The sequence below is a fragment of the Microbacterium sp. SLBN-111 genome, assembly GCF_049739645.1.
In the GTDB taxonomy this organism is placed as follows: Bacteria; Actinomycetota; Actinomycetes; order Actinomycetales; family Microbacteriaceae; genus Microbacterium.
The window spans coordinates 1,430,816-1,453,031 of the sequence record NZ_JBMGQH010000001.1 but is presented as its reverse complement, the minus strand read 5'-3'; the positions used below and the strand labels follow the sequence as shown (position 1 = coordinate 1,453,031).

17 protein-coding genes are annotated in these 22,216 nt (G+C 70.6%); 8 read left to right on the top strand and 9 right to left on the bottom strand.

All coding sequences use genetic code 11. The features are described from left to right. Positions 1–24 precede the first annotated feature (24 nt). Both RKD05_RS06805 and RKD05_RS06800 read left to right on the top strand, forming a co-directional pair. The gene (locus RKD05_RS06805) at positions 25–1,467 is read left to right on the top strand and encodes an MFS transporter (RefSeq protein WP_424708922.1); all 1,443 of its coding nucleotides are present in this window, start codon (positions 25–27) and stop codon (positions 1,465–1,467) included. 340 nt (positions 1,468–1,807) lie between these two features. After that, positions 1,808–2,992 carry an ATP-binding protein gene (locus tag RKD05_RS06800; RefSeq protein ID WP_424708920.1) on the top strand — a complete coding sequence of 395 codons (1,185 nt, stop codon included), beginning with the start codon at positions 1,808–1,810 and terminating at the stop codon, positions 2,990–2,992. Positions 2,993–3,283: 291 nt separating this feature from the next. Here the strand turns inward: RKD05_RS06800 and RKD05_RS06795 are convergent, their stop codons facing one another. Together RKD05_RS06795 and RKD05_RS06790 are read right to left on the bottom strand one after the other, a co-directional pair. Further along, the gene (locus RKD05_RS06795) at positions 3,284–4,915 is read right to left on the bottom strand and encodes an amidohydrolase (protein ID WP_424708919.1); all 1,632 of its coding nucleotides are present in this window, start codon (positions 4,913–4,915) and stop codon (positions 3,284–3,286) included. Beyond that, positions 4,912–6,378: an APC family permease gene (locus RKD05_RS06790; protein WP_424708918.1), complete on the bottom strand. Its 1,467-nt coding sequence runs from the start codon at positions 6,376–6,378 to the stop codon at positions 4,912–4,914. Before RKD05_RS06790 ends, RKD05_RS06795 begins: the two co-directional genes overlap by 4 nt. A 154-nt stretch (positions 6,379–6,532) precedes the next feature. Between RKD05_RS06790 and RKD05_RS06785 the strand changes: the two genes are divergently transcribed. Next, positions 6,533–7,543: a LacI family DNA-binding transcriptional regulator gene (locus tag RKD05_RS06785; protein WP_424708916.1), complete on the top strand. Its 1,011-nt coding sequence runs from the start codon at positions 6,533–6,535 to the stop codon at positions 7,541–7,543. A 60-nt stretch (positions 7,544–7,603) separates the two neighbouring features. Here the strand turns inward: RKD05_RS06785 and RKD05_RS06780 are convergent, their stop codons facing one another. From RKD05_RS06780 to RKD05_RS06750, 7 genes are all read right to left on the bottom strand, one after another. After that, positions 7,604–8,224, bottom strand: a complete 621-nt coding sequence (locus RKD05_RS06780; RefSeq protein ID WP_424708914.1) for a hypothetical protein — start codon at positions 8,222–8,224, stop codon at positions 7,604–7,606. 206 nt (positions 8,225–8,430) lie between these two features. Then, a complete protein-coding gene (locus RKD05_RS06775; protein ID WP_424708912.1) occupies positions 8,431–8,847 on the bottom strand; it encodes a DUF4260 domain-containing protein in 417 nt (138 codons plus the stop codon). After that, on the bottom strand, positions 8,847–10,160 hold the full coding sequence (locus RKD05_RS06770; protein WP_424708910.1) for a dihydrolipoamide acetyltransferase family protein: 1,314 nt from the start codon (positions 10,158–10,160) through the stop codon (positions 8,847–8,849). The genes RKD05_RS06775 and RKD05_RS06770 overlap by 1 nt, the downstream gene beginning before the upstream one ends. A gap of 107 nt (positions 10,161–10,267) precedes the next feature. Further along, complete coding sequence (locus tag RKD05_RS06765; protein ID WP_424708908.1) at positions 10,268–11,245, bottom strand: alpha-ketoacid dehydrogenase subunit beta; 978 nt, start codon at positions 11,243–11,245, stop codon at positions 10,268–10,270. Continuing rightward, positions 11,242–12,372: a thiamine pyrophosphate-dependent enzyme gene (locus RKD05_RS06760; protein WP_424708906.1), complete on the bottom strand. Its 1,131-nt coding sequence runs from the start codon at positions 12,370–12,372 to the stop codon at positions 11,242–11,244. The genes RKD05_RS06765 and RKD05_RS06760 overlap by 4 nt, the downstream gene beginning before the upstream one ends. Positions 12,373–12,467: 95 nt before the next feature. Beyond that, a complete protein-coding gene (locus RKD05_RS06755; protein WP_424708904.1) occupies positions 12,468–13,922 on the bottom strand; it encodes a family 43 glycosylhydrolase in 1,455 nt (484 codons plus the stop codon). 7 nt (positions 13,923–13,929) lie between these two features. Beyond that, complete coding sequence (locus tag RKD05_RS06750) at positions 13,930–15,006, bottom strand: histidinol-phosphate transaminase (RefSeq protein ID WP_424708903.1); 1,077 nt, start codon at positions 15,004–15,006, stop codon at positions 13,930–13,932. A gap of 60 nt (positions 15,007–15,066) precedes the next feature. Here RKD05_RS06750 and RKD05_RS06745 point away from each other — a divergent pair, with 60 nt between their 5' ends. From RKD05_RS06745 to RKD05_RS06725, 5 genes are all read left to right on the top strand, one after another. After that, positions 15,067–15,471, top strand: a complete 405-nt coding sequence (locus RKD05_RS06745; protein WP_424708901.1) for a phage holin family protein — start codon at positions 15,067–15,069, stop codon at positions 15,469–15,471. Positions 15,472–15,505: 34 nt separating this feature from the next. Then, the gene (locus RKD05_RS06740; RefSeq protein WP_424708899.1) at positions 15,506–16,012 is read left to right on the top strand and encodes a low molecular weight protein-tyrosine-phosphatase; all 507 of its coding nucleotides are present in this window, start codon (positions 15,506–15,508) and stop codon (positions 16,010–16,012) included. A gap of 27 nt (positions 16,013–16,039) precedes the next feature. Beyond that, positions 16,040–17,419 carry an adenylosuccinate lyase gene (purB, locus tag RKD05_RS06735; protein ID WP_424708898.1) on the top strand — a complete coding sequence of 460 codons (1,380 nt, stop codon included), beginning with the start codon at positions 16,040–16,042 and terminating at the stop codon, positions 17,417–17,419. A 345-nt stretch (positions 17,420–17,764) separates the two neighbouring features. Next, the gene (locus tag RKD05_RS06730) at positions 17,765–21,079 is read left to right on the top strand and encodes an OmpL47-type beta-barrel domain-containing protein (protein WP_424708896.1); all 3,315 of its coding nucleotides are present in this window, start codon (positions 17,765–17,767) and stop codon (positions 21,077–21,079) included. An 86-nt stretch (positions 21,080–21,165) separates the two neighbouring features. Continuing rightward, entirely contained in the window at positions 21,166–22,206 is a 1,041-nt protein-coding gene (locus tag RKD05_RS06725; RefSeq protein ID WP_424708895.1) for a zinc-dependent alcohol dehydrogenase family protein, read from the top strand. Positions 22,207–22,216: the final 10 nt, after the last annotated feature.

Here is a 22,216-nt window from a genome sequence, read left to right as displayed (position 1 = left end):
CGGGAGACGGATAGCCTGGGAGCGATGTCACGGGACGAGAACGCGCGAAGAAGACTGTCCCGGAGCACCCCGAACGGCGCCGTCGTCGCCGTCCTCGCCATCGCGGGGCTGTGCTCGTCCTTCATGTTCACGCTCGTCGTGCCCATCCAGGCGAAGCTGCCCGAGCTCCTGAACGCCTCGAGGGATGACACCGCGTGGGTGGTCACCTCGACGCTGCTCGCCGCCGCGGTCATCACGCCGATCGCGGGACGCCTCGGCGACATGTACGGCAAACGCCGCATCGTGCTGGCTCTGCTCGCCGTGATGATCGCCGGGTCCGTGATCGCCGCCCTCTCCCCCGGGATCATCGGGTTGATCGTGGGTCGCGCCCTGCAGGGCGCGGTGGTCGGCGTCGTTCCCCTCGGCATCTCGATCATGCGCGACGTGCTCCACGAGAACCGGGTCGACAGCGCGGTCGCCCTCATGAGCGCCACCCTCGGCGTCGGCGGCGCGATCGGCCTTCCCATCAGCGCCCTGGTCGCCGAGACCACCGACTGGCACTGGCTGTTCTGGATCGCCGCGGCTTTGGGCGCCGTCGTCTTCGTGCTGATCCTCGCGATCGTCCCGGTGAGCGTGCTCCGCACCGCCGGTCGCTTCGACTACGTCGGCGCGGCGGGACTCGCCATCGGTCTGATCGGCGTGCTGCTCGCGGTCTCGCGCGGCAACTCGTGGGGGTGGACGTCGCCGCTCACCCTCGGCCTGGCCGCCGGTGGCATCCTGATCCTGCTCGTGTGGGGCTGGTACGAACTCCGCATCGACGAGCCGCTGCTCGATCTGCGGGTCGCGGCCCGGCGGCCGGTGCTGCTCACCAACCTCGCGTCGGTCGCGATGGGCTTCGCGCTGTTCACCTCGAACGTCTCGCACCCGCAGATCCTCGAGCTGGCCACCGCCACGGGCGTGGGCCTCGGGCTGTCGCTGCTCGCCGCGAGTCTCGTCGTCATGCCCTCGGGCCTCGTGATGATGGTGCTCTCGCCTCTCTCGGGCGCGCTCGCCCGCACGATCGGCCCCCGCGTGCTGCTAGTCGCCGGCTCGGTGTCGCTGATCCTCGCCTACGGGTTCAGCCTGCTTTTTTCGACCGAGGTGTGGCACTTCGTCGTGGCGAACATCCTCATCGGCTTCGGCATCGGGTTCGGCTACGCGGCGATGCCGATGCTCATCATGCGCTCGGTCCCACCCAGCGAGACCGGCGCCTCGAACGGCCTGAACGCCCTCGCGCGGTCCCTCGGGACGAGCACGTCGGCCGCCGTCGTCGGCGTGGTGCTCGCGACCCTGTCGACGGGCGAGGGCGAGACCCGCGTACCCACCGCCGAGGCCTTCGACGTGTCGTTCGCGCTCGGTCTGGGCGCGGCGATCGTCGCTCTCGTTCTCGCGCTGCTCATCCCGGCGCGGCAGGCCCCGAGCGAGCGGCATCCGGCTCTTCCGGAGTGAGCAACGCCGCGCGGCCCCGACGGCGAGGAAGGCCAGACGTCGACGGTCGCGAGTCGCAACTGATCATCAGAGTTGTCCACAAGCGGATGCCATCAGTGAAAGCACGCTACGTTGTCGTCCACCCCTGTGTGACCTGTGGATAACTACACGGGTGTAATTCACCCCTGGCCACTCAACGGGCCGTCCTCCCGCGCAAGCACTGGGGAATCGACTCCGACACAGTGGGCCGAGTTATCCACAGGCGCGCCCCTGTTTAAGTGACGTAGACGATATACACGTGTCATGCCCGCGATGCCTTGCACGGCGCGGGATCTCTTATTTAAGCGAACACGGAGTCGACGTGCCTGACCGATCTGACGATGAGCGATACCTGGACGGTTTCCTGGACCAGGACGAACGCCGTGACCTCGAATACAAGAAGGCCGAGTACAGCTTCGGGACCGACAAGGCGCTCTCCTACTGCGCGGGGATAGCCAACAGTGGCGGCGGATACCTCGTCCTCGGCGTAACGAATGATCGCGTCGTGCATGGCACCGCTGCGTTCCCGGATCCGCGCGGCCTTGAGTTGCGAGTGCATGAGAAGCTCTCCCTGTCCGTCGTCGTGCGTGAGCTCACCTACGACGGCAAGCGCGTCCTCGTCCTGCAGATACCGCCACGCCGCCGTGGGACGCCCGTGGCCTTCGACGGGCGTTACTACCTCCGCGTGGGCGAGAGCCTTGTCGACATGACCGCGCACCAGCTCGGCGAGATCTTCGACGAGTTGCGCGAGAGGCCCGGAACTGCGGCCGTTCGCGACCACCTTTCCGCCGCTGACGTCCACGCCCTCCTCCACGTAGAGAAGTACTTCGAGCTCTTGGACCTACCCCAGCCCACAGATCCGGAGTCATCCCTGAGCATCTTGGAGTCGAAGAACCTCGTTCGCCGCGATCAGAACTCCGGGTTCTACGCGATCACCGCAACGGGAGCGCTTTTCATTGCGCGGGACCTGGCTGCGCTCGGCATGGAGTGGCGGCGTGTCCGACTCATCAGGTACGCGGGTACAGACAGAGTCCACGCTGTCTTCGAACACCTCGAATCCCGCGGCTACGGAATCTGTTTCGAGGAGCTGTTGGATCTCGTCAGAGCCCACGTGCCCGTGGTCGAGGTGATTGCGGACGGCCGTCGCAGAGTCGAACCCATCTACCCAGGCACGGCGCTGCGCGAGTTCATCGCGAATGCCCTCGTGCACCAGGACCTCGATGAGCGGGGTGTGCAGATCACCATAGAACTGTTCGAGGATCGAATTGAGATCCGCAACCCAGGACGCCCGCTGATCGACGTCAAGAGATTCGTCGACGACACGCGTGCGCGCAACCCTGAACTCGCCGAGATCCTTCGACTCGCTCGGATCTGTGAGATCCGCGGTAGCGGCGTCGACCGGGCCCTCCTCGCGATTGAGAACCTCTTCGCCCAGCTCCAGACTTCTACGCCGGCGACAGCTCGACCACCATCGTCCTACACAAGGAACGACGCTTCGACGAGATGAATCTGGATGAACGGGTCTGGGCTGCGTTCCTCCACGCCTCAGTCCGGTATGCAGGAAGCGACAGCCTGACGAACTCGTCCCTCCGCGCTCGCTTCGGCCTCCCCGACTCGAGAGCGGCCGTCGTGTCTCAGGCCATATCGGCGGCCGTGGAAGCAAACCTCCTGAAGTTGGACCCGCGAGCGGGCGCGTCGCGACGACACGCGCGGTATCTGCCGTTCTTTGCATGAGAGGCCAAGAACTCTCGACTCGAGGATGCATAGGCTTCTGGGCGCGCGGCGACCCCGGCCTGCCTCAGCCGACCCCGGCCGACGACGGCATCGACTCCCGTGCCGCGCCGACGACGACCCGCCCGCCGACGACGGTGAGGAGCACCTCCGCCGCCCCGAGCGCGGCGGGGTCGGCGGTGAGCGGGTCGACGCTCAGGACGGTGAGGTCCGCGAGCGCGCCGACCTCGAGCGTTCCGCCCTCCTCGCCGATCGTCCGGTAGGCGTCGGTCGTGAAGCCGCGCAGCGCCTCGATCTGGGTGAGTCCTTGGTCCGCGCCGACCGGACCCGCGTCCGGATCGTCGTGCCGTCGTCGCAACTGGGCGTCGGCGAGGATCCCGGGGGCGTCACTGGGGGCGACCGGCCAATCCGATCCGAGGGCGAGGGGCACCCCGGCATCCACGATGTCCCGCGTCCGGAAGGCGAGGGCGGTGCGCTCGGGGCCGAGCCGCACCGACCAGTTGTCGGTCTGATCCGACCGCAGGAAGTGCGTGCAGTGGGTCGGCTGCATGCTCGCCGTCACGCCGCCGGCACGGAAGACCTCGAGCACGTCGTCGGTGAGGACCTCGATGTGCTCGACGCGGTGCGTCGCGTTCCGCTCAGGCACCGCGGCGATCGCGCGGGCGACGAACGCGACGCCCGCGTCGCCGATCGCGTGGGTCGTCGTCGGGACGCCGGCCGCGTCGAGCGCGGCGAGGGCGACGGGGTACTCGTCGGGCCGGAGCCAGAGCGACGAGGTCGACTCGCCGAAGGCGTCGGGGCGGTGCAGCCACGCGGTGCCGTTGTCGATGGTGCCGTCGATCATGGTCTTCACGCCCCGGACGGTCCAGTTGCGGCCGCTCCGACCCTGCAGGTCGATGAGCCGGCCGACGTCGGCGAGGTCGGTGCCAGGCTCGAACCACGGCGACATCCGCAGCCGGATCGGGAGGTCGCGCTCCGCCTCGATCGCCTCGAGGAGGGCGATGGCATCCGGAGCGAGATCCTGCACCTGACCGGACGTGAAGCCCGCCTCGGCCATGTGGAAGAGGATCTCGTATAGCCGCTCGGCCCGCTCCGCGAAGTCCAGGGGCGGAATCGCCCCCTCGACGAGCGCGATCGCCTGCGCTTCCAGCAGCGCGCCGGTGAGCCGTCCGGTCCCGTCGACGACCACCCGCGACGAGTCGGAGAAGGTCTCGTCGCCGCGGACGCCGGCGCGCTGCAGCGCCGACGTCGAGGCGAGCGCGCCGTGGGCGTCGAAATAGCGGAGGAACGCCGGGCGGTCGCCGGCGACTTCGTCGAGGATGTCGTTCACCACCTCGCCTCCTTCGAAGGCGGCGGGCTGCAGCCCCCACCCGAGCAGCCAGGCGTCGTCATCGAGGCGTGCGCGTTCGACCTCCAGGGCCTCTCGCAGGGCGTCGAGGGAGCGGCATCCGGTCAGATCCGCCCCGCGGGTCAGCCCGATGCCGAACACCGGGTGGATGTGGCAGTCGACGAACCCGGGGAGGATCGTGCCGTCGCCGACATCGATCACGCGGGTCGTCGGACCGATCCAGCGGTCCAGCCGCTCGCGCGAGCCGTAGTCGAGGACGCGGTCGCCCACGATCGCCACGCCCCGCGGGGCGGTGTCGTCGTCGACCATCGTGACGACGCGGCCTCCGAACACCACGAGGTCGGCCGTCATCGGATGATCTCCTGCGCCGACGTGCGGACGTTGCCGCCGATGGCGTCGAAACGCTCGGACCCGCGGCTGCGCAGCACCAGCGCGAGCACGACCCCGATGGCGAGCACCGTGGGCGTGACCGCGAGGATGAGCGCGTCGATCACGGGCCCCGCACTGGTCAGGTAGTCGACCGTGAGCACGAGGACGACGAACAGCACCGCCATCAGGACGATCGACAGGATCGCCGCCGGGAGCACGTACCAGCGCCGCGGCAGAGTGCGGTTGCGGACGATGAACGCGACGACGGCGATCGAGGCGAGCAGCTGCAGGGCGATCACGCCGTAGACGCCCGGGGAGTTCACCAGGATGACCAGCTTCGTGAGCGGGTCGAGCCCGGCGATCGCGAAGCCCGCCACGACGACAGCGCCGAGGATCGACTGCAGGAGTCCCGCCAGCCACGGCGCCCCGCGGCGGTTCGTCCGCGAGAAGAAGGACGGAAGGATGCCATCGCGCGAGAGCGCGAAGCTGTAGCGGTTGATCGCGTTGTGGAAGGCGAGCTGCCCGGCGAAGATGCTCGTCACGATCAGGACGAACATCACCGTCACTCCCCACGGGCCGACGTACTGACCCGTGGCGACGAAGAAGAAGGAGGACGGGTCGGCGGCGATGACCCCGGCGACATCGGCGCTGCCGAACGCCTGGATGACGATCCAGAGGGTCGCGGCGTAGAAGATCGCGAGGAACGCGACGGCGATGTAGGTGGCGCGCGGGATCGTCCGCTCGGGCGACCGCGCCTCGGCGCGGTAGAGCACCGTGGACTCGAACCCCATGAAGGCGGCGAAGCCGAAGCCGAGGATCGCCAGCATGTTCGGGGTGAAGACGTTCTCGGGGGCGAGGGTGCCGAGGTCGAACTGGGCGCCGCGCTGGAGCACGATCGAGCCGGCCAGGATGACGAGCATCACCGTCTCGAGCACGAGCAGCACACCGAGCACCTTCGCCCCCACGTCGACGCCGAGCGCCGCGAGCCCGAACACGAGCACGACCCCGACGAGCGACGCGGCCCACCACGGCACGTCGAGGCCGAAGACCGCGGCGAGCATCCCGTGCGCCATCACGCCGAACAGGCCCCACAGCCCGATCTGCAGCAGGTTGTACGAGACCCAGGCGAGCAGCCCCGCGCTGAGCCCCGCGACCCGTCCGAGACCGGCCGTGACGTAGGTGTAGAAGCCGCCCATGGGCTTGAGGTGGCGGGCCGTGAACAGGAACCCGACCGCGAAGATCGCGAGCACGGCGCCGGCGATCGCATAGACGAGCGGCGCCGAGGGACCACCGATCAGCACGGCGAGCGGACCGATACCGGCGAGCACGCTGAGCGGCGCGGCGGCCGAGACGACGAGGAAGACCACGCCCCACGTCCCGAGGGCCGCGGGACGCAGCCCGTCGGTCCGGGGGTGGTCGGTGGTACGGAGGAGCTGCTCGGTCACAGTCGGGCCTCTCGGGTTGGGGACCCGCCTCATCGTCGAGGCGGTCTGGTTTAAGGAGAGCATGAAGCAGAATTCGGAAATGCGCAATCGATTGCGCATTGATTGTTCGCTCACCGAAACCTCTCCGTAAACTCGACCGGAAGAGAGGGGCCGAATGAAACAGCGCGCGACCCTGCAGCAGGTGGCCGATCTGGCCCAGGTCTCCCTGGGCACGGCATCCCGCGCGCTCGCCGGCCGTGGCCGCGTCTCGGAGGCCACACGCACGCGCGTCCGCGAGGCGGCCGCGACGCTGTCGTTCGCGCCGAACACCGCGGCCAGCAACTTCCGCCGATCACGGGCGGGATCCGTCGGCCTCTGGCTCCCGCCGCAGGTGAGGTTCATGGACTACTACATGAACTTCACGTTCGGCCTCTCCGAAGCCCTCGGCGAGGACGAGGTGTCGCTTTCGCTCATCCCGCACAGCCTGCGCCCCGACAGCGTGGACCGCCTGCACGTCGACGGATTCGTGATGTCCGACGTCGTCGCCGGCGACCCGCTCGCCCGGGCGATCCTCGAGTCCGGCAAGCCCGTGATCACCTCCGAGGTCGTGCCAGAGGGGATGCCAGCACCCACCGGCTCCGTCGTCACCGACCAGGCCGCGGCGATGCGGGACTCGCTCGACCGCCTCCGCCGCGGGGGCGCGACATCGATCGTCCTCCTCGCCCCCGACATCGCACAGTCCTGGGTCGACGCGGCCCGCGCGGGCGCGTCGACCTGGGCACGTGACGCATCCGTCCGGCTCGAGGTGATCACGCTCGCCGAGGTCCCGCCCGCCGCCGGCATCCACACCCTCATCGCCCGCGTGCTCTCGACGAACGACGACGTGGATGCCATCGTCTGCGCGGTCGACGGCGTCGCCGTCGGAGTGCTCACCGCCCTCCACGACCTCGGCGTCGCCGTCCCCGATCGGGTCCAGCTCGTGTCGCACGTCGACAGCGCCGCGATGCCCGTCGTGCTTCCGCCCATCGCCGCCGTGGATCTGCGGCCGCGCGAGGCCGGGATGCTCACCGGCCGGATGCTCCTCGCCGAGCTCGACGGCGGCCTGGGCGAGGACGAACGGGTGCAGACGCTCGCCCTGGAGTTCCACGAGCGCGCCTCCCTGCGGCCCGTGGCCGAAGAGGCCTGATCGGTGCGCACACGACAGCGGCGCCACCCCGGAGGGTGACGCCGCCGGAAACGCTGCGGATCAGCGCAGGATGCCGCCGAGGTCGAGCGCGCCGTCGACCACGTCGTCCACACCGGACGTGACGCCGCCGACCACGTCGTTCACGGAGCCGGAGATGTCGCCGACCGAGGCGCCGTTGTCGCCCGTCGAGACGCCGGCGTCACCGGTGGAGACGCCCGTGTCGTTGCCCGAGCCCACGGGAGCGTCGACCGGAGCGGTCAGTTCGTTGCCCGAGCCGAGGTCGTTGCCCGAACCGATCGGCGCCGTGGTGTCGTTGCCCGAGCCGATCGGCGCGGTCGTGTCGTTGCCCGAGACCACCGGGGTCTGGTTGCCCGAGGCCACGTCGCCGTTGAGCGAGTCGCTGACGAGCGGGCCCTGCACGAGCGGGCCGATGTTCGCGATGTCGCTCACCGCGGTCTGCGGGTTGGCCGCGAAGTCGCCGCTCTCGATGAGGCCACTGACCCACGTGTAGAACGGGTCGGACGCATCCACGAACTGGGTCGCAGTGGTCGTGGCATCCGTCGAGGTCACGTTGTCGTCGGCCGAGGCCGGCAGCGCGAGTCCGGCGACGGCGAGAGCCGCAGCTCCGGTGCCGGCCGCAGCGATCATGCCGATTCGGGTCTTCGTGTTGTACGTACGCATCAGGTTTCCCTTTCCGTTTCCGTATACGGCGCTTCCGCCGCACGATGGGTCATCCGAAGAGGACCCGGAATCGGATGGGTGAGAATCCGGAGGGATGCCGATCTGCGGCGCCGTCCACTCGACGCGATCCGCGCCCTGGCAGCGATCGCGGGGAACCCTGGCAGAACCCTGGCAATGCCCATCCGGAGCCGCCTCTCGACCGCTCCTCACGCCCCCGGCGAACGCTCCGCGCGCTTCGCGGGGCCGATCGGACCGAGGTGCGTGTGCGACGCGTCCTGCAGCTTGAGGCCGTACCCGACCGCACGATCCACGCCGACGTGGAATGCCCAGCAGGCTCCCACGAGCAGCAGCCACGTCAGCGACGTACCCGTCGCCGCAAGGACGAGGTACGCGACGGCGATGAGCGCCGGTCCGACGTAGCTGTGGACGAGGTTGTAGGTGAGCGCTCCGAGACGCGGGCCGCGCAGATATCCCACCGCCGAGAGATCGAACACGAGGAACAGCGCGAACAACAACCACCACGGCCCACCCGCGACGATGACCGCGACCAGGATCGCGACGGCGACCGCGGCGTTCTCGACGCGCTGGGTCGTCGAAGCCCGGGCGTCGTCTGCGGATCGCATCAGTCGAGCAGCAGCGCCGGCTCTTCCAGAACGGATGCCACATCCGCGATGAACCGCGAGATGCCGTCGCCGTCGACCACGCGGTGATCGAACGAGCCCGAGACCGTGGTCACCCAGCGGGGGCGCACCTCGCCGTCGACGACCCACGGCTTCTGCCGGATCGCGCCGAGGGCGATGATGCCGGCCTCGCCGGGGTTGATGATCGGGGTGCCGGCATCCACTCCGAAAACGCCGATGTTCGTGATCGTGAACGTGCCGCCGGCCTGATCGGCGGGGCTCGTCTTGCCCTCGCGCGCGGTCAGGGTGAGGCTCTCGAGCGCCTTGGCGAGCTCGCGGGTGTTCATCGCCTGCGCGTCCTTGATGTTCGGTACCAGCAGGCCGCGCGGGGTCGCCGCGGCGATACCGAGGTTGACGTAGTGGCGCATGCGGATCTGCGCGCCGTCGTCGCCGTCGACCCAGGTGGCGTTGATCATCGGCGTGCGGCGCAGGGCCCAGATCACGGCGCGCGCCATGATGAGCAGCGGCGAGATCTTCACGTCGGCGAAGTCCGGCGACGCCTTGAGTCGCTTGACGAGCTCCATCGTGCGCGATGCGTCGACGTCGACCCACACCGAGACGTGCGGGGCCGAGTACGCGCTCGACGTCATCGCGTTCGCGGTGGCCTTGCGGACGCCGCGGACCGGAATCGACTCCTCGCGCGCGTCGTCGACCGGCGTGGGTGCGGCGGGGGCGGCGACCGGGATCGTCTCCTCGCGCACCGTGCCCCACTCGGGCGTCTCGATGTTGCGGAAGACGCTCGCCTGCTCGGCGTGCTTCACGACGTCCTGCCGCGTGACCTCGCCGGCGGGGCCGCTCGGCGTCACGGCCGCGAGGTCGACGCCGAGGTCGCGCGCGAGCTTGCGGATCGGGGGCTTCGCGACGACCCCCACGGAGGCCTTGACCGGACGCTCCGCCGGCTTCCGCCGCCGCGACGACACGGCGCCGCCGGTGCCGTAGCCGACGAGCACCGCTCCGCCCGGGTCGCTGGGCTCGGGAACCGTGGTCGGCTGCGCGGGCGCGGGGGGCGTGGCATCCGCCGATCCGATCGTGATGATCGGCGCGCCGACCTCGACCGTCGCCCCCTCGGATGCCAGCAACTCGCCGACCGTGCCCGCGAACGGCGACGGCAACTCGACGAGCGACTTCGCCGTCTCGATCTCGACGATCACGTCGTTCACGGCGACGGTGTCGCCCGGGGCGACGCGCCACTGGACGATCTCGGCCTCGGTGAGTCCTTCACCGACGTCGGGGAGGACGAAAGTCTGCTCGGTCACGGTGTGTCCTTTGCTCGCGAGACAGCATCTCACTGACGAGACAGCGGCGGAATGCCGCGGTCTCGTCGGCGGAGTGCAGTCTCGCGGTCCACGGGGGTGAGTGGGGGTCAGTAGGCCAGCGAGCGGTCGACGGCCTCGAGGATGCGGTCGGCGTCCGGGAGGTACGTGCCCTCGAGCTTCGCGGGCGGGAACGGCACGTCGAAGCCCGACACGCGCAGCACCGGCGCCTCGAGCGCGAAGAACGCCCGCTCGGTGACGGTCGCGGCGACCTCGGAGCCGAGCGACGTGAAGCCCGGCGCCTCCTGCGCGTAGACCATGCGACCGGTGCGGCGCACCGAGTCCAGCAGCGGGCCGTAGTCGACCGGCGACAGCGAGCGCAGGTCGACGACCTCGCAGCTCGTGCCCTCGCTCTCGGCGAGCGCCGCGGCCTGCAGCAGCGTCGTCACCATCGCACCGTGGCCGACGAGCGTGACGTCGGTGCCGCGGCGGACGACCCGGCTCGCGTGGAGCGGCAGCGCGGGGGCCTCGGTGTCGACCTCGCCCTTCTGCCAGTACTTCGCCTTGGGTTCGAAGAAGATGACCGGGTCGGGCGAGTCGATCGCCTGCTGGATCATCCAGTACGCGTCGTTCGCGGTGGAGGGGCTCACGACCCGCAGGCCCGGGGTGTGCGTGAAGTACGCCTCGGGGCTCTCCTGGTGGTGCTCGATCGCGCCGATGTGCCCGCCGTACGGGATGCGGATGACGACGGGAAGCTGCAGCGCGCCCTCGTGGCGGTTCGTGAGCTTCGCGAGCTGCGACGTGATCTGGTCGAACGCGGGGAAGACGAACCCGTCGAACTGGATCTCGAGCACGGGACGGAAGCCGCCCATCGCGAGACCGATCGCGGTGCCGACGATGCCCGACTCCGCGAGCGGCGAGTCGATGACGCGGCGGGGGCCGAAGTCCTTCTGCAGGCCCTCGGTGACGCGGAAGACGCCGCCGAGCGGGCCGATGTCCTCGCCCATGAGCAGGACGCGGTCGTTCGTCTCGAGCGCGCGACGGAGGCCGGCGTTGAGGGCGCGGCTGATCGGGAGGTTCTCGGTCATTCCGCTCCCCCTTCCATCGCGGCCTCGTAGTCGTCGAGCCAGCGCTGCTCCTCGGCGATCAGGGTGTGGGCCTCGGCGTAGACGCTGTCGAACATCTGCGCCCGGGGGAGCCCGCCGAGCTCGTTCGTGCGCACGCGCACGTCGTCGGCGAGCGCGCGGCCCTCGGCATCCGCATCGTCGAAGAACTGCTGCGACGCGCCTCGCGCCTCGAGGAACGTGCGGAGGCGCGCGATCGGGTCGCGGTGCGCCCACGCCTCCTCCTCCGCGGAGGTGCGGTACTTCGTCGGGTCGTCGCTCGTGGTGTGCGCGCCGCGACGGTAGGTCATCGCCTCGATCGCGCGCGGACCACCACCGGCGCGGGCCTCGTCGAGCGCGAGCTTCGACACCGCGTAGCTGGCGAGCACGTCGTTGCCATCGACCTGGACACTCGGGATGCCATACCCCGCCGCCCGCTTGTAGAGCGGGGTCCGCGACTGGGTGGCCACGGGGACGGAGATCGCCCACTGGTTGTTCTGCAGGAAGAAAACCTCGGGCGTCTGGAAGCTCGCGGCGAACACCATCGACTCGTGCACATCGCCCTGGCTGGACGCGCCGTCGCCGTAGTAGACGATCACGGCTTCGTCGCGCTCAGGGTCTCCGGTGCCGCACTTGCCGTCGAACACGAGCCCCATGCCGAGGCCCGTGGCGTGCAGCGTCTGCGCACCGAGCACAAGTGTGTAGATGTGGGTGTTGCCGTTCTTGGGGTCGGACGGGTCCCATCCGCCGTGCGTGAGCCCGCGCATGAGCCGGATGATGTCGATCGGGTCGACACCGCGGATGCGGGTCACCACGTGCTCGCGGTACGAGGGGAAGATGTGGTCCTGCGGCCGGGCGGCACGAGCCGAACCGACCTGCGCGGCTTCCTGCCCGAAGGACGGCGGCCACAGGGCCAGCTGCCCCTGGCGCTGCAGGTTGGTCGCTTGCACGTCGAAGGCGCGGATCGAGACCATGTCGCGGTAGAACGTCTCGAGTTCCGCGTCGGTGAGGGCCTCGATCAGGGGCAGATAGCGCTCGGCCTCAGGGGTGGGCGCGAGGGTGCCGTCGGCCGCCAGAACGCGCACGAGAGCCGGGTCGTCGAGCGGGGTCATGTACCCACGCTAACGGTCACGTCATGCCCTGTACCGCATGAGGTGCACAACGGATGCCGCGTTTCTGCGGGGGTTTCCGACAAGGGGCGGCGGCGTCACTCATCGCCGAGCGGGAAGTACCGGACGCTCACGACCCGGGCGGGCGTCGGCCCGAGCGCCCGCAGCGCGAGGGTACGACCGGTGAATCCGCCGGCGACCTCGGTCGAGAGATACCGGCCGTCGAGCGCGACGATCCACCGTTCGCCGTCCGCGTCGAGCAGGCCGAACCGCAGGTCGTCGGGGCCGTCGTGGGTGGCATCCACCGCCTCGACGAGGAGCGCCACGACGTCGCCGGTCGCGGAAGCGGAACCCACGGATGCCTCGAGCGGACCGACGCGCGCCCGCACCTCGGCCGCGCCGGCGTCGAGGGCGATCTCGTACCAGTGGCGATCATCGAGCCGGACCCGCAGGGCCACGGCGGCGGAGGCATCCACGCGCGCCTCGAACCGCCACCGCAGGTCGCGCACGCGGACCGCGAGGTCGTGCGGTTCCAGCGCGACGCCGCCGGCGGGATGCGGGCCGGGGAGTGCCCCGTGGGGCGACACCCACCGCGGGTGCAGGTTCGCTGTCGCGAACTCGTCGGTGAACGCCGTGTCGGGGCGCGCGGGCAGCGCCTCGTCGGTGTGGACCACGGGCCAGTCGTTCACCCACGCGACGCGGGTGAGGAACGTCTCGCGTCCGACGACGTGGAACCCGGGCGTGAAGCCGCGCGGGCGCACGCCGAGGTACACCATCGCCCACGAGCCGTCGGGGCGCTCGACGAGATCGGCGTGCCCAGTGTTCTGCACGGGGAACCCGGTGCTGCGGCGGCTGAAGATCGGGTTCGCGGGTGCCGCCTCGAACGGACCGTCGACCGCCCGGGAGCGCGCGACGCACACCGCGTGTCCGCGTTCCGTGCCACCCTCGGCGGTGAGCAGGTACCACCACTCGCCGCGGCGATACAGGTGCGGCCCCTCGGGGTGCGCGAGGCCCGACCCGCGCCAGATCACCCGCGGCTCCTCGAGCCGGACGCCGTGCTCGGGGTCCACACGCACCTGCGCGATCACCGGCAGCGTCCCTCCCTCGGGCCGCAGCGACTCATCCAGCGCGCAGTACGTGAGGACGCAGGTGCCGTCGTCGTCCCACGTGAGGTCGGGGTCGATGCCGCCGAGGCCCGGGAGCACGATCGGATCCGACCACGGCCCCGCGGGGTCGGTCGCCGTCACGACGAACTGCTCCCCGCCGCGCTCGACGTTCGTGCCGACGACGAAGAACGTGCCGTCGCGGTGGCGGATCGTGGGCGCGTAGATGCCGCGGCTGGCCGGCGATCCCCCGGCGAGGAACTGGCTCTCGCGCGTCAGCACGTTGCCGAGCTGCGTCCACGTCCGCAGGTCGCGGCTGTGCCAGATCGGGATGCCGGGCGCGTACTCGAACGACGAGTTCACGAGGTAGTAGTCCTCGCCCACACGGCACACCGACGGGTCGGGGAAGAATCCCGGGATGACCGGGGTCGTGGCGGCATCCCGAGTCATCGTGGCCTCAGCGCGGGGCGACGGAGGCGGCGATCTCGACGATGCGGTCGATCGACTCCTCCTCGCCGATCGAGATCCGGATGCCATCGCCCGCGAACGGGCGCACGATCAGCCCCGCCTCCTCGAACGCGGCGGCGACCTCGAGCGTCCGTTCGCCCGCGGGCAGCCACACGAAGTTGCCCTGGGCGTCGGGGACGTCCCAGCCGGACTCGCGCAGGCGCGTCACAAGGGCATCGCGCCGGGCGGCGAGGACCGCGACACGGTGCAGCAGTTCGGACTCGGCATCCAGGCTCGCCAGCGCCGCCTCCTCGGCCGCCGCCGTGACGGACAGGGGGATCGCGGTGCTGCGCGCGGCGTCGAGCACCCGCGCGTGGCCGATCGCGTAGCCGACGCGCAGGCCCGCGAGGCCGTAGGCCTTCGAGAACGTCCGGAGCATGACGATGTTGGGGCGCGCGAGCAGCGCGCGGACGCGGTGGCCCTCGACGGCATCCGGGTCGGTCACGAACTCGGCGTACGCCTCGTCCAGCACGATGAGGACGTCGGCGGGCACGGCGCCAACGAAGGCCGTGAACTCGTCGAAGCCGACGGTGGGACCCGTGGGGTTGTTCGGGCTGCACACGATGATCAGGCGCGTGCGGTCGGTGACCGCGGCGGCCATCGCGGGGAGGTCGTGACGGGCGTCGGCCGTCAACGGCACCTGCACGCTCGTCGCCCCCGACACCGCCACGAGCGACGGGTACGCCTCGAAGGACCGCCACGCGTAGACGACCTCGTCACCCGGACCGGCCGTGGCCAGAAGCAGCTGCGCGAGCAGCGAGACGCTCCCGGCGCCGATGTGGATGTCATCCGCCGACACCCCGTAGCGGGCACCGAGGCGCTCGCGCAGCCGGGCGGCCGTGGCATCCGGGTATCGGTTGATCGCCGTCGACGCGCGGACCGCGTCCAGCACGCCGGGCAGCGGATCGAACGGGTTCTCGTTGCTCGACAGCTTGAACGCGTCCGGGCTCGCCTGACGCCCCTGGCGGTAGGCCGGCAGGGCGGCGATCTCGGGACGGATACGGGGGAGGACCGGCTCTTCGCTCACGGGACGAGCCTAACGAGGACACCCCGTGCGCGTGTCGGACCCCCGTGCCACGATGGGGGCATGCGCTTCGTCGTCCGCGTGGCCGTCAACGCCTTCGCCATCTGGATCGTCACCCTGCTGCCGGCCCTGCAGGTGACGCTCATCCCGTTCGCCCCCGGCGAGTGGTTCCAAGTGCTGCTCACGCTGCTGCTGGTCGGGCTCATCTTCGCCCTGGTCAACACCATCGTCGGCACGATCGTGAAGATCGTCGCCATTCCGCTCTACATCCTCACGCTCGGACTCATCTCGCTCGTCATCAACGGCTTCCTGCTGTGGCTGACGGCCGTGATCACGTCGAACTGGGACTGGGGCCTGCGTACCGGCGAGTTCTGGCTCACCGTCGTGGCGGCACTCCTCATCGCGATCATCAACGCCGTGCTCGGTGGCATCCTGCGCCCCCGCGGGGACGAAGGCTCACGCCGCTGATGCGCTCGCGGCCCGTCCCGGCCATGATGGAGGGATGACCGCGAGTGCCGACGCGCCCTTCCGCGTCGTCTTCGTCTGCAGCGGCAACATCTGCCGGTCGCCGATGGCCGACGTGGTCTTCCGCCGTATCGCCGTCGACGCGGGCCTGGGGTCGCGCGTCGTCTCGACCTCGGCGGGCACGGGCGACTGGCACGTGGGCGAGCGCGCCGACCACCGCACGCTCGCGGCCCTCGAACGCCTCGGCTACGACGGGGCCACGCATCGCGCACGACAGTTCACGTTCGCGGACTTCACGCACAACGACCTCGTGGTCGCGCTCGACCGCAGCCACGAGCGCGTGCTGCGGGGGTGGGCGCGCAACGAGGACGACGCCGACAAGATCGCGCTGCTGCAGTCCTTCGTTCCGGATGCCGAGACCCTCGACGTCCCCGACCCCTACTACGCGGGCCCCCCGATGTTCGACGAGGTGCTCGGTATGATCGAACGCGCCAGCCGAGCCCTGTTCCGGCAGCTCGAGCCCGCCATTCGTTCCGCGGGCTGACCCTTTCGCGCGACCCCCGGGAGACCCGTGTCCGCTCTGCCCCCGCAGCCCCTCAGCCCGCTCGACGGACGCTACTTCGCGACCGTTTCGGAGATCGGCGACTACCTGTCGGAGGCGGGCCTGAACCGCGCCCGCGTCGAGGTCGAGGTCGAGTGGCTCCTGGCCCTCACCGACCGGTCGCTGTTCGGCACGTCTCCCGTCTCGGACGCCGACCGCGCCCGCCTCCGGGCGCTGTACGAGGAGTTCGGCGCCGACGAGATCGCCTGGCTCAAGGAGAAGGAGGCGGTCACCCGCCACGACGTCAAGGCCGTCGAGTACCTCGTGCGCGATCGTCTCGACAGCCTCGGCCTCACCGCCCTCGCCGAGCTCACGCACTTCGCGTGCACGAGCGAGGACATCAACTCCACCGCCTACGCCCTGACCGTGCAGCGCGCGGTCGAGCGCGTGTGGCTCCCGAAGCTCCGCGCCGTGACCGCCGCCCTCGCCGAGCTGGCCGTCGAACACCGGGATGCCGCCATGCTCTCCCGCACGCACGGCCAGCCCGCGACGCCCACCACGATGGGCAAGGAGATCGGCGTCTTCGCGTGGCGCCTCGAGCGCGTCATCCGTCAGCTGGATGCCGGCGAGTACCTCGCGAAGTTCTCGGGGGCGACCGGAACCTGGTCGGCGCACGTCGCCGCCGAACCCGACGTCGACTGGCCCGCGCTGACCCGCGCGTTCATCGAGTCGCTGGGCCTCGGATTCAACCCGGTCACGACGCAGATCGAGTCGCACGACTGGCAGGTCGAGCTGTACGACCGCGCGCGGCACGCGGGTGGCATCCTGCACAACCTCGCCACCGATATCTGGACGTACATCTCGCTCGGGTACTTCACGCAGATCCCCGTCGCGGGGGCGACCGGCTCGTCGACGATGCCGCACAAGATCAACCCGATCCGGTTCGAGAACGCCGAGGCGAACCTCGAGATCGCCGGCGGACTGTTCGCGACCCTGGCATCCACTCTCGTGACGAGCCGCATGCAGCGCGACCTCACCGACTCCACGACGCAGCGGAACATCGGCGTCGCGTTCGGCCACTCGCTGCTCGCGCTCGACAACCTGCAGCGCGGCCTCACCGAGATCTCGCTCGCCGAGGACGTGCTGCTCGCCGACCTCGACGCGAACTGGGAGGTGCTGGCCGAGGCGATCCAGACCGTGGTGCGCGCCGAGATCGCCGCGGGCCGCTCCCGGATCACCGACCCGTACGCGCTGCTGAAGGACCTCACGCGGGGTCGCCGGGTCGGCGGCGCGGAGCTCGCCGAGTTCGTGCGCGGTCTCGACATCGGGGATGCCGCGAAGGAACGCCTTCTCGCCCTGACTCCGGCCACGTACGCCGGACTCGCGTCGCGGGTGGTCGACGCGCTCTGAAGCCGGGCCGGTTCCCACCGGCGCTCCGCCCCGCGCGGCGGGTGCGGCTGTACCGTCCCGCGGCGAACGGCCGCGACACACGGACAGGCGGCATCCCCGGTCGGCGCGTCCGCCACGGAATCCGCCCGACGGAGCGGGGCGGGACCGGACGGCACGGGGCGGCGGCGGCAGTGAGCCGTGGCTAGCGGGTGGAGGCCGGCTCCTCGGATACATTCTGGAAACGGCATGTGATCGAACAGTGGACGCGCGGGCGCCTCGCATCCTACGGTGTTGACGTCAACATCCACTCGCGACCCTAGGTCGCCCAAGCGTCGCGACGTCGCGCCGCGGAACGGAATCGACGCGATGACGCATCGACGCGCCCTCGCCCCCCGCCGGATTCTCGCGGCCGCCACGGTCGCCGTGCTGGCCGGAGCGCTGGCATCCCCCCTCTCCGCCCTCGCCCTCGAGACCGATCCGAACGACGGCGTGCCGCGCCTCGATCCACCGGTGACCTACACGTCGTTCGAGCCGATCGCCGACCCCGGTCCCGGCGCCGCCGACTACTTCCAGCCGAAGTGGTACGACACCGACGGGCGGCACATCCAGGCCCACGGCGGGCAGATCGTCACGACCGAGGAGAACGGCCAGACCGTCTACTACTGGTACGGCGAAGACCGGACGAACGGCTACTGGAACAGCCCCGGCGTCGCGGTCTACCGATCGACGGATGCCAAGAACTGGACGAACCTCGGCGACGCGCTGCGCACCATCACGAAGCGCGACGACCTCCTGACGCCCTACTTCGCGGAGTTGTACGACACCGTCGACGAGAACGGCCAGCCGCGGAACGACAAGATCGACGCGCTCGCCTACCACCTCGACACGCAGCAGGCGTCCGACTCCACCGCGATCTTCGAGCGGCCCAAGGTGCTGCACAACGACAAGACCGGCAAGTGGGTCATGTGGTGGCACGCCGACGGACGCACCGAGCCCGGCGGGAGCACCTACGCCCGCTCGATGGCCGGGGTCGCGGTGGCCGACTTCCCCGCCGGTCCGTTCCGCATGGTCGGCGCGTTCCGGATGCCGAACCGCACGGACTACCAGGCCTGCACGCCGTACGCGGTGCCCGGCCAGGCCCGTGACATGACCGTCTTCCAGGACGACGACGGGAAGGCATACATCTCGTACTCGTCGGAGGAGAACTACTCGCTCTACATCGCGGCCCTCGACGACAGCTACACGAACGTCACGCACACGACCGATCACGATCCGATCGACGTCCACGCCTACTCCGAGGACGGCCGATTCCCGTACGTCTTCGCCGACGGCAGCGCGGACGCGCCGGTGCGCGGCCAGGATTTCCAGATCGTGAAGGAGTGCGGTCACCTCGAAGCGCCCGCGGTCTTCGAACGCGACGGCACCTACACCGTCGTGACCTCGGGGGCGACCGGATGGGCACCGAACCCGCAGACCTACTACACGGCGAAGGACCTGATGGGGACGTGGATCCGCGGCGTGCAGCCGGGTGACGCCAACGAGACCGTGGACTACTCCGGCATCCCCGACGGCGGCGACGGCCTGCTGTCGGTCGGCGACACGAACCGTTCCACCTTCGGCTCGCAGACCACGAACGTCTTCGAGCTCGAACCCGGGAAGTTCGTCTACATGGGCGACCGCTGGAACGAGGGGAAGTCCGACTCGACCTACGTCTGGCTCCCGCTCACCGTGGGCGAGGACGGCCGCCTCGAGATGCACAACACCGCCGCCGAGGACCCCGCGCGCTACAGCGACGGCTGGGACGCCTCGTACTGGGACGACAAGGGCTTCGGCCACGGCACCTGGTCGGTGACGCCGAACGCGGTGCCGGACACGGTGCGCCGCGGCACCGCCGCGAACCTGCCCGCGACGGTGAACGTCGACTCGAACGGTGCGGTCGCACCGGTCGCCGTGACGTGGTCGTCGCTCGACACGAGCGTGCTGGGGCCGCAGATCGTCACGGGCACCCTGGCCGCCGACGCGAACTTCACCGCGGGGCGGACGTTCCAGCGCACGATCACCGTGACCGAGCCCGGCCTCGCCGACATCGCCCCGGAGGCGACCGTGACGGCATCCAGCCGGAACAACCTCGTCGGCACGATCGTCGACGGCAACCCCACCGCCAAGGGCTGGGACGACTGGACCGGCAACGGCTACCCGCGAGACAGCTGGCTCGCGTTCGACTGGGGCGTCCCGCGCACGTTCGACTCGATCGTCGTGCACACCTACAAGGACGGACCCACGGCGACCTGGCCCTCGCGGATCCAGGCGCAATACCGCGACGCCTCCGGCGCGTGGGTGGACACCGAGGTCGGCGCGACCCTGGCCCAGGATGCCTCGACCCCCGCACCCGTGGCCGTGATCGACGCGCGTTCGCTGCCGGCATCCAGCGCCCTGCGCCTGCGGCTGACGAGCGACGCGAACACGTGGCAGTCGATCGCGGAAGTGGACGTCTGGGGCAACGCCTCGATCCCGAACGTGTGCAGGGGCGGGGATGCCACGGTCTCGGCATCGTTCCACCAGACGAAGTGGGCCACGATGCCCGCCGGAAACGCGTGCGACGGCAAGCAGAACACGCAGTGGTCGACCTGGACCGACGCGGGCTACCAGGACACGGCGACCTTCACCCTGGAGACTCTCGAGATCCATCGCGTGAACGAGGTGCACTTCACCAACATCGAGGGCACGATCGCCGGCGTGAGCGCCGAGTACCGCGCGCCGTCGGGCGAATGGATGCCGGTCGAGCTCACCGGATCGGCACCGACCGTCACCAACGGCACCGAGACCACGCTGTCGTTCACGAAGGTGCTGGCCACCGGACTGCGCCTGACGTTCGCCACCCCGGGCTCGTACCTCAAGATCCCCGAGATCGTCGTGCCCGAGGCCGGCGGGATCGCCGCGATCACTCCGATGCTGAGCGCCGAGCCGAACGCGGCGGGCTGGTTCCGCGCACCGGTGTCGGTGCAGCTGTCGCACGACGGGGGTTCCGACGTCGTCGTGCAGCACCGCATCGACGACGGCGCCTGGGTCGACGGCACCGACCTCACGGTCGACACCGACGGCGCGCACACGGTCGCCTACCGCGCGTTGATCGACGGCGTCGAGCAGGACGACGTGTCGGGCTCGCTCGACGTCCGCATCGACACGGTGGCTCCGGTCACGACGGCGACCACCGGTTCCCCGGTTCTGCGGAGCCTCGCGCTCCCGGCGACTGCGGCGGCCGTCGCGGGCGACGGGACCGCGACGTTCACCGCGACCGACGCCGGCTCGGGCGTCGAGCGCACCGAGTACTCGCTCGACGGCGGACAGACATGGGTGACGGGCACGACTGTCACGGTGACGGATGCCGGCTCCCACGCCGTTCAGTACCGCTCGGTCGACGTGGCCGGCAATGTCGAGGTCGCGCGTGTGGTGACGCTCGTGGTCACCGACCCCGGCACCGACCCCGGCACGGGCGGCGGCACCGGCACCGGCACGGGCGGCGGCACCGGCACCGGCGCGGGCACCGGCACCGGCACCGGATCCTCCAGCGCCGGATCGCTCGCCGTCACCGGCGCACAGGCCCCCGTGGCCCTGACCATCGCGGGCCTGCTGGCGCTGGCCCTCGGCGGCGTCCTCGTCGCCCGTCGACGCCGGGCCTGATCTCACGGACGATGCCCCCGGCTCGATGATCGAGTCGGGGGCATCGTGGCATCTCCGCGGCGCGCACCGGCGGGAGAATGGATGCCGTGCGCGCGATGATCATGGATGCCCTGGCCGAACCCCTCGAGGTCCGAGAGGTGCCCGCGCCGACGGCGCCGGCGGGCGGGGTGGTCGTCGAGGTGCACGCGACCGGGCTGTGCAAGAGCGACTGGCACGCGTGGGTCGGCCATGACGACGTCGCACTCCCCCACGTTCCGGGGCACGAGCTCGCGGGCGTCATCGCCGAGATCGGCGAGGGCGTCCACGACTGGAGCGTCGGCGACCGCGTGACCGTGCCCTTCGTCATGGGGTGCGGCGACTGCGAGTGGTGCCGCAGCGGCAATGCGCAGGTGTGCCCGCGCCAGGAGCAGCCCGGCTTCACGCAGTGGGGATCGTTCGCCGAACGCGTCGTCGTGCGGGCGGCCGACACCAACCTCGTCGCGATCCCGGACGGGGTGTCGTTCGAGGCGGCGGCGGCCCTCGGATGCCGCTTCGCCACCGCCTATCGCGCCCTCACCGGCCGCGCGCGCGTGCGTGCCGGCGAGTGGGTCACCGTCGTCGGGGCCGGGGGCGTGGGGTTGAGCGCCGTCATGATCGGCGCCGCCCTGGGCGCCCGCGTGATCGCCGTCGACCGGACGCCCGCCGCGCTCGAGGTGGCCCGACGTCTCGGCGCGGAGCACACGATCCTCGCCGACGGCGCCGATGTCCCGGCATCCGTCTCCGCCCTCACCGACGGCGGGAGCCACGTCTCGATCGACGCGGTCGGCAGCGCGCAGACCGCGCGCGACGCCGTGCTGAGCCTGCGCCGACGCGGCCGACACGTGCAGATCGGCCTGCTCCCCACCGACGACGGGATGACGCCGATGCCGATGGCGCGCGCGATCGCGTGGGAGCTCGACCTCCTCGGCAGCCACGGCATGGCGGCCGCGGACTACCCCGAGATGCTCGACCTCATCGCGCGCGGGGTGCTGCGCCCGCAGGACCTCGTCGAGCGGGTCGTCGGGCTCGGTGAAGCCGCCGAGATGCTGCCGCGCATGGACACCGCGGCCCCGGCGGGCATGACGATGATCGACCCGCGGAGGGTCTGACTCAGCCGGG

Coding starts and splice junctions, on each gene's coding strand:
- RKD05_RS06805 (WP_424708922.1), top strand. CDS start 25: ATGTCACGGGACGAGAACGCGCGAAGAAGACTGTCCCGGAGCACCCCG.
- RKD05_RS06795 (WP_424708919.1), bottom strand. CDS start 4,915: ATGACGGCCGACCTCGTGGTGTTCGGAGGCCGCGTCGTCACGATGGTC.
- RKD05_RS06785 (WP_424708916.1), top strand. CDS start 6,533: ATGAAACAGCGCGCGACCCTGCAGCAGGTGGCCGATCTGGCCCAGGTC.
- RKD05_RS06780 (WP_424708914.1), bottom strand. CDS start 8,224: ATGCGTACGTACAACACGAAGACCCGAATCGGCATGATCGCTGCGGCC.
- RKD05_RS06775 (WP_424708912.1), bottom strand. CDS start 8,847: ATGCGATCCGCAGACGACGCCCGGGCTTCGACGACCCAGCGCGTCGAG.
- RKD05_RS06765 (WP_424708908.1), bottom strand. CDS start 11,245: ATGACCGAGAACCTCCCGATCAGCCGCGCCCTCAACGCCGGCCTCCGT.
- RKD05_RS06760 (WP_424708906.1), bottom strand. CDS start 12,372: ATGACCCCGCTCGACGACCCGGCTCTCGTGCGCGTTCTGGCGGCCGAC.
- RKD05_RS06755 (WP_424708904.1), bottom strand. CDS start 13,922: ATGACTCGGGATGCCGCCACGACCCCGGTCATCCCGGGATTCTTCCCC.
- RKD05_RS06745 (WP_424708901.1), top strand. CDS start 15,067: ATGCGCTTCGTCGTCCGCGTGGCCGTCAACGCCTTCGCCATCTGGATC.
- RKD05_RS06740 (WP_424708899.1), top strand. CDS start 15,506: ATGACCGCGAGTGCCGACGCGCCCTTCCGCGTCGTCTTCGTCTGCAGC.
- RKD05_RS06730 (WP_424708896.1), top strand. CDS start 17,765: ATGACGCATCGACGCGCCCTCGCCCCCCGCCGGATTCTCGCGGCCGCC.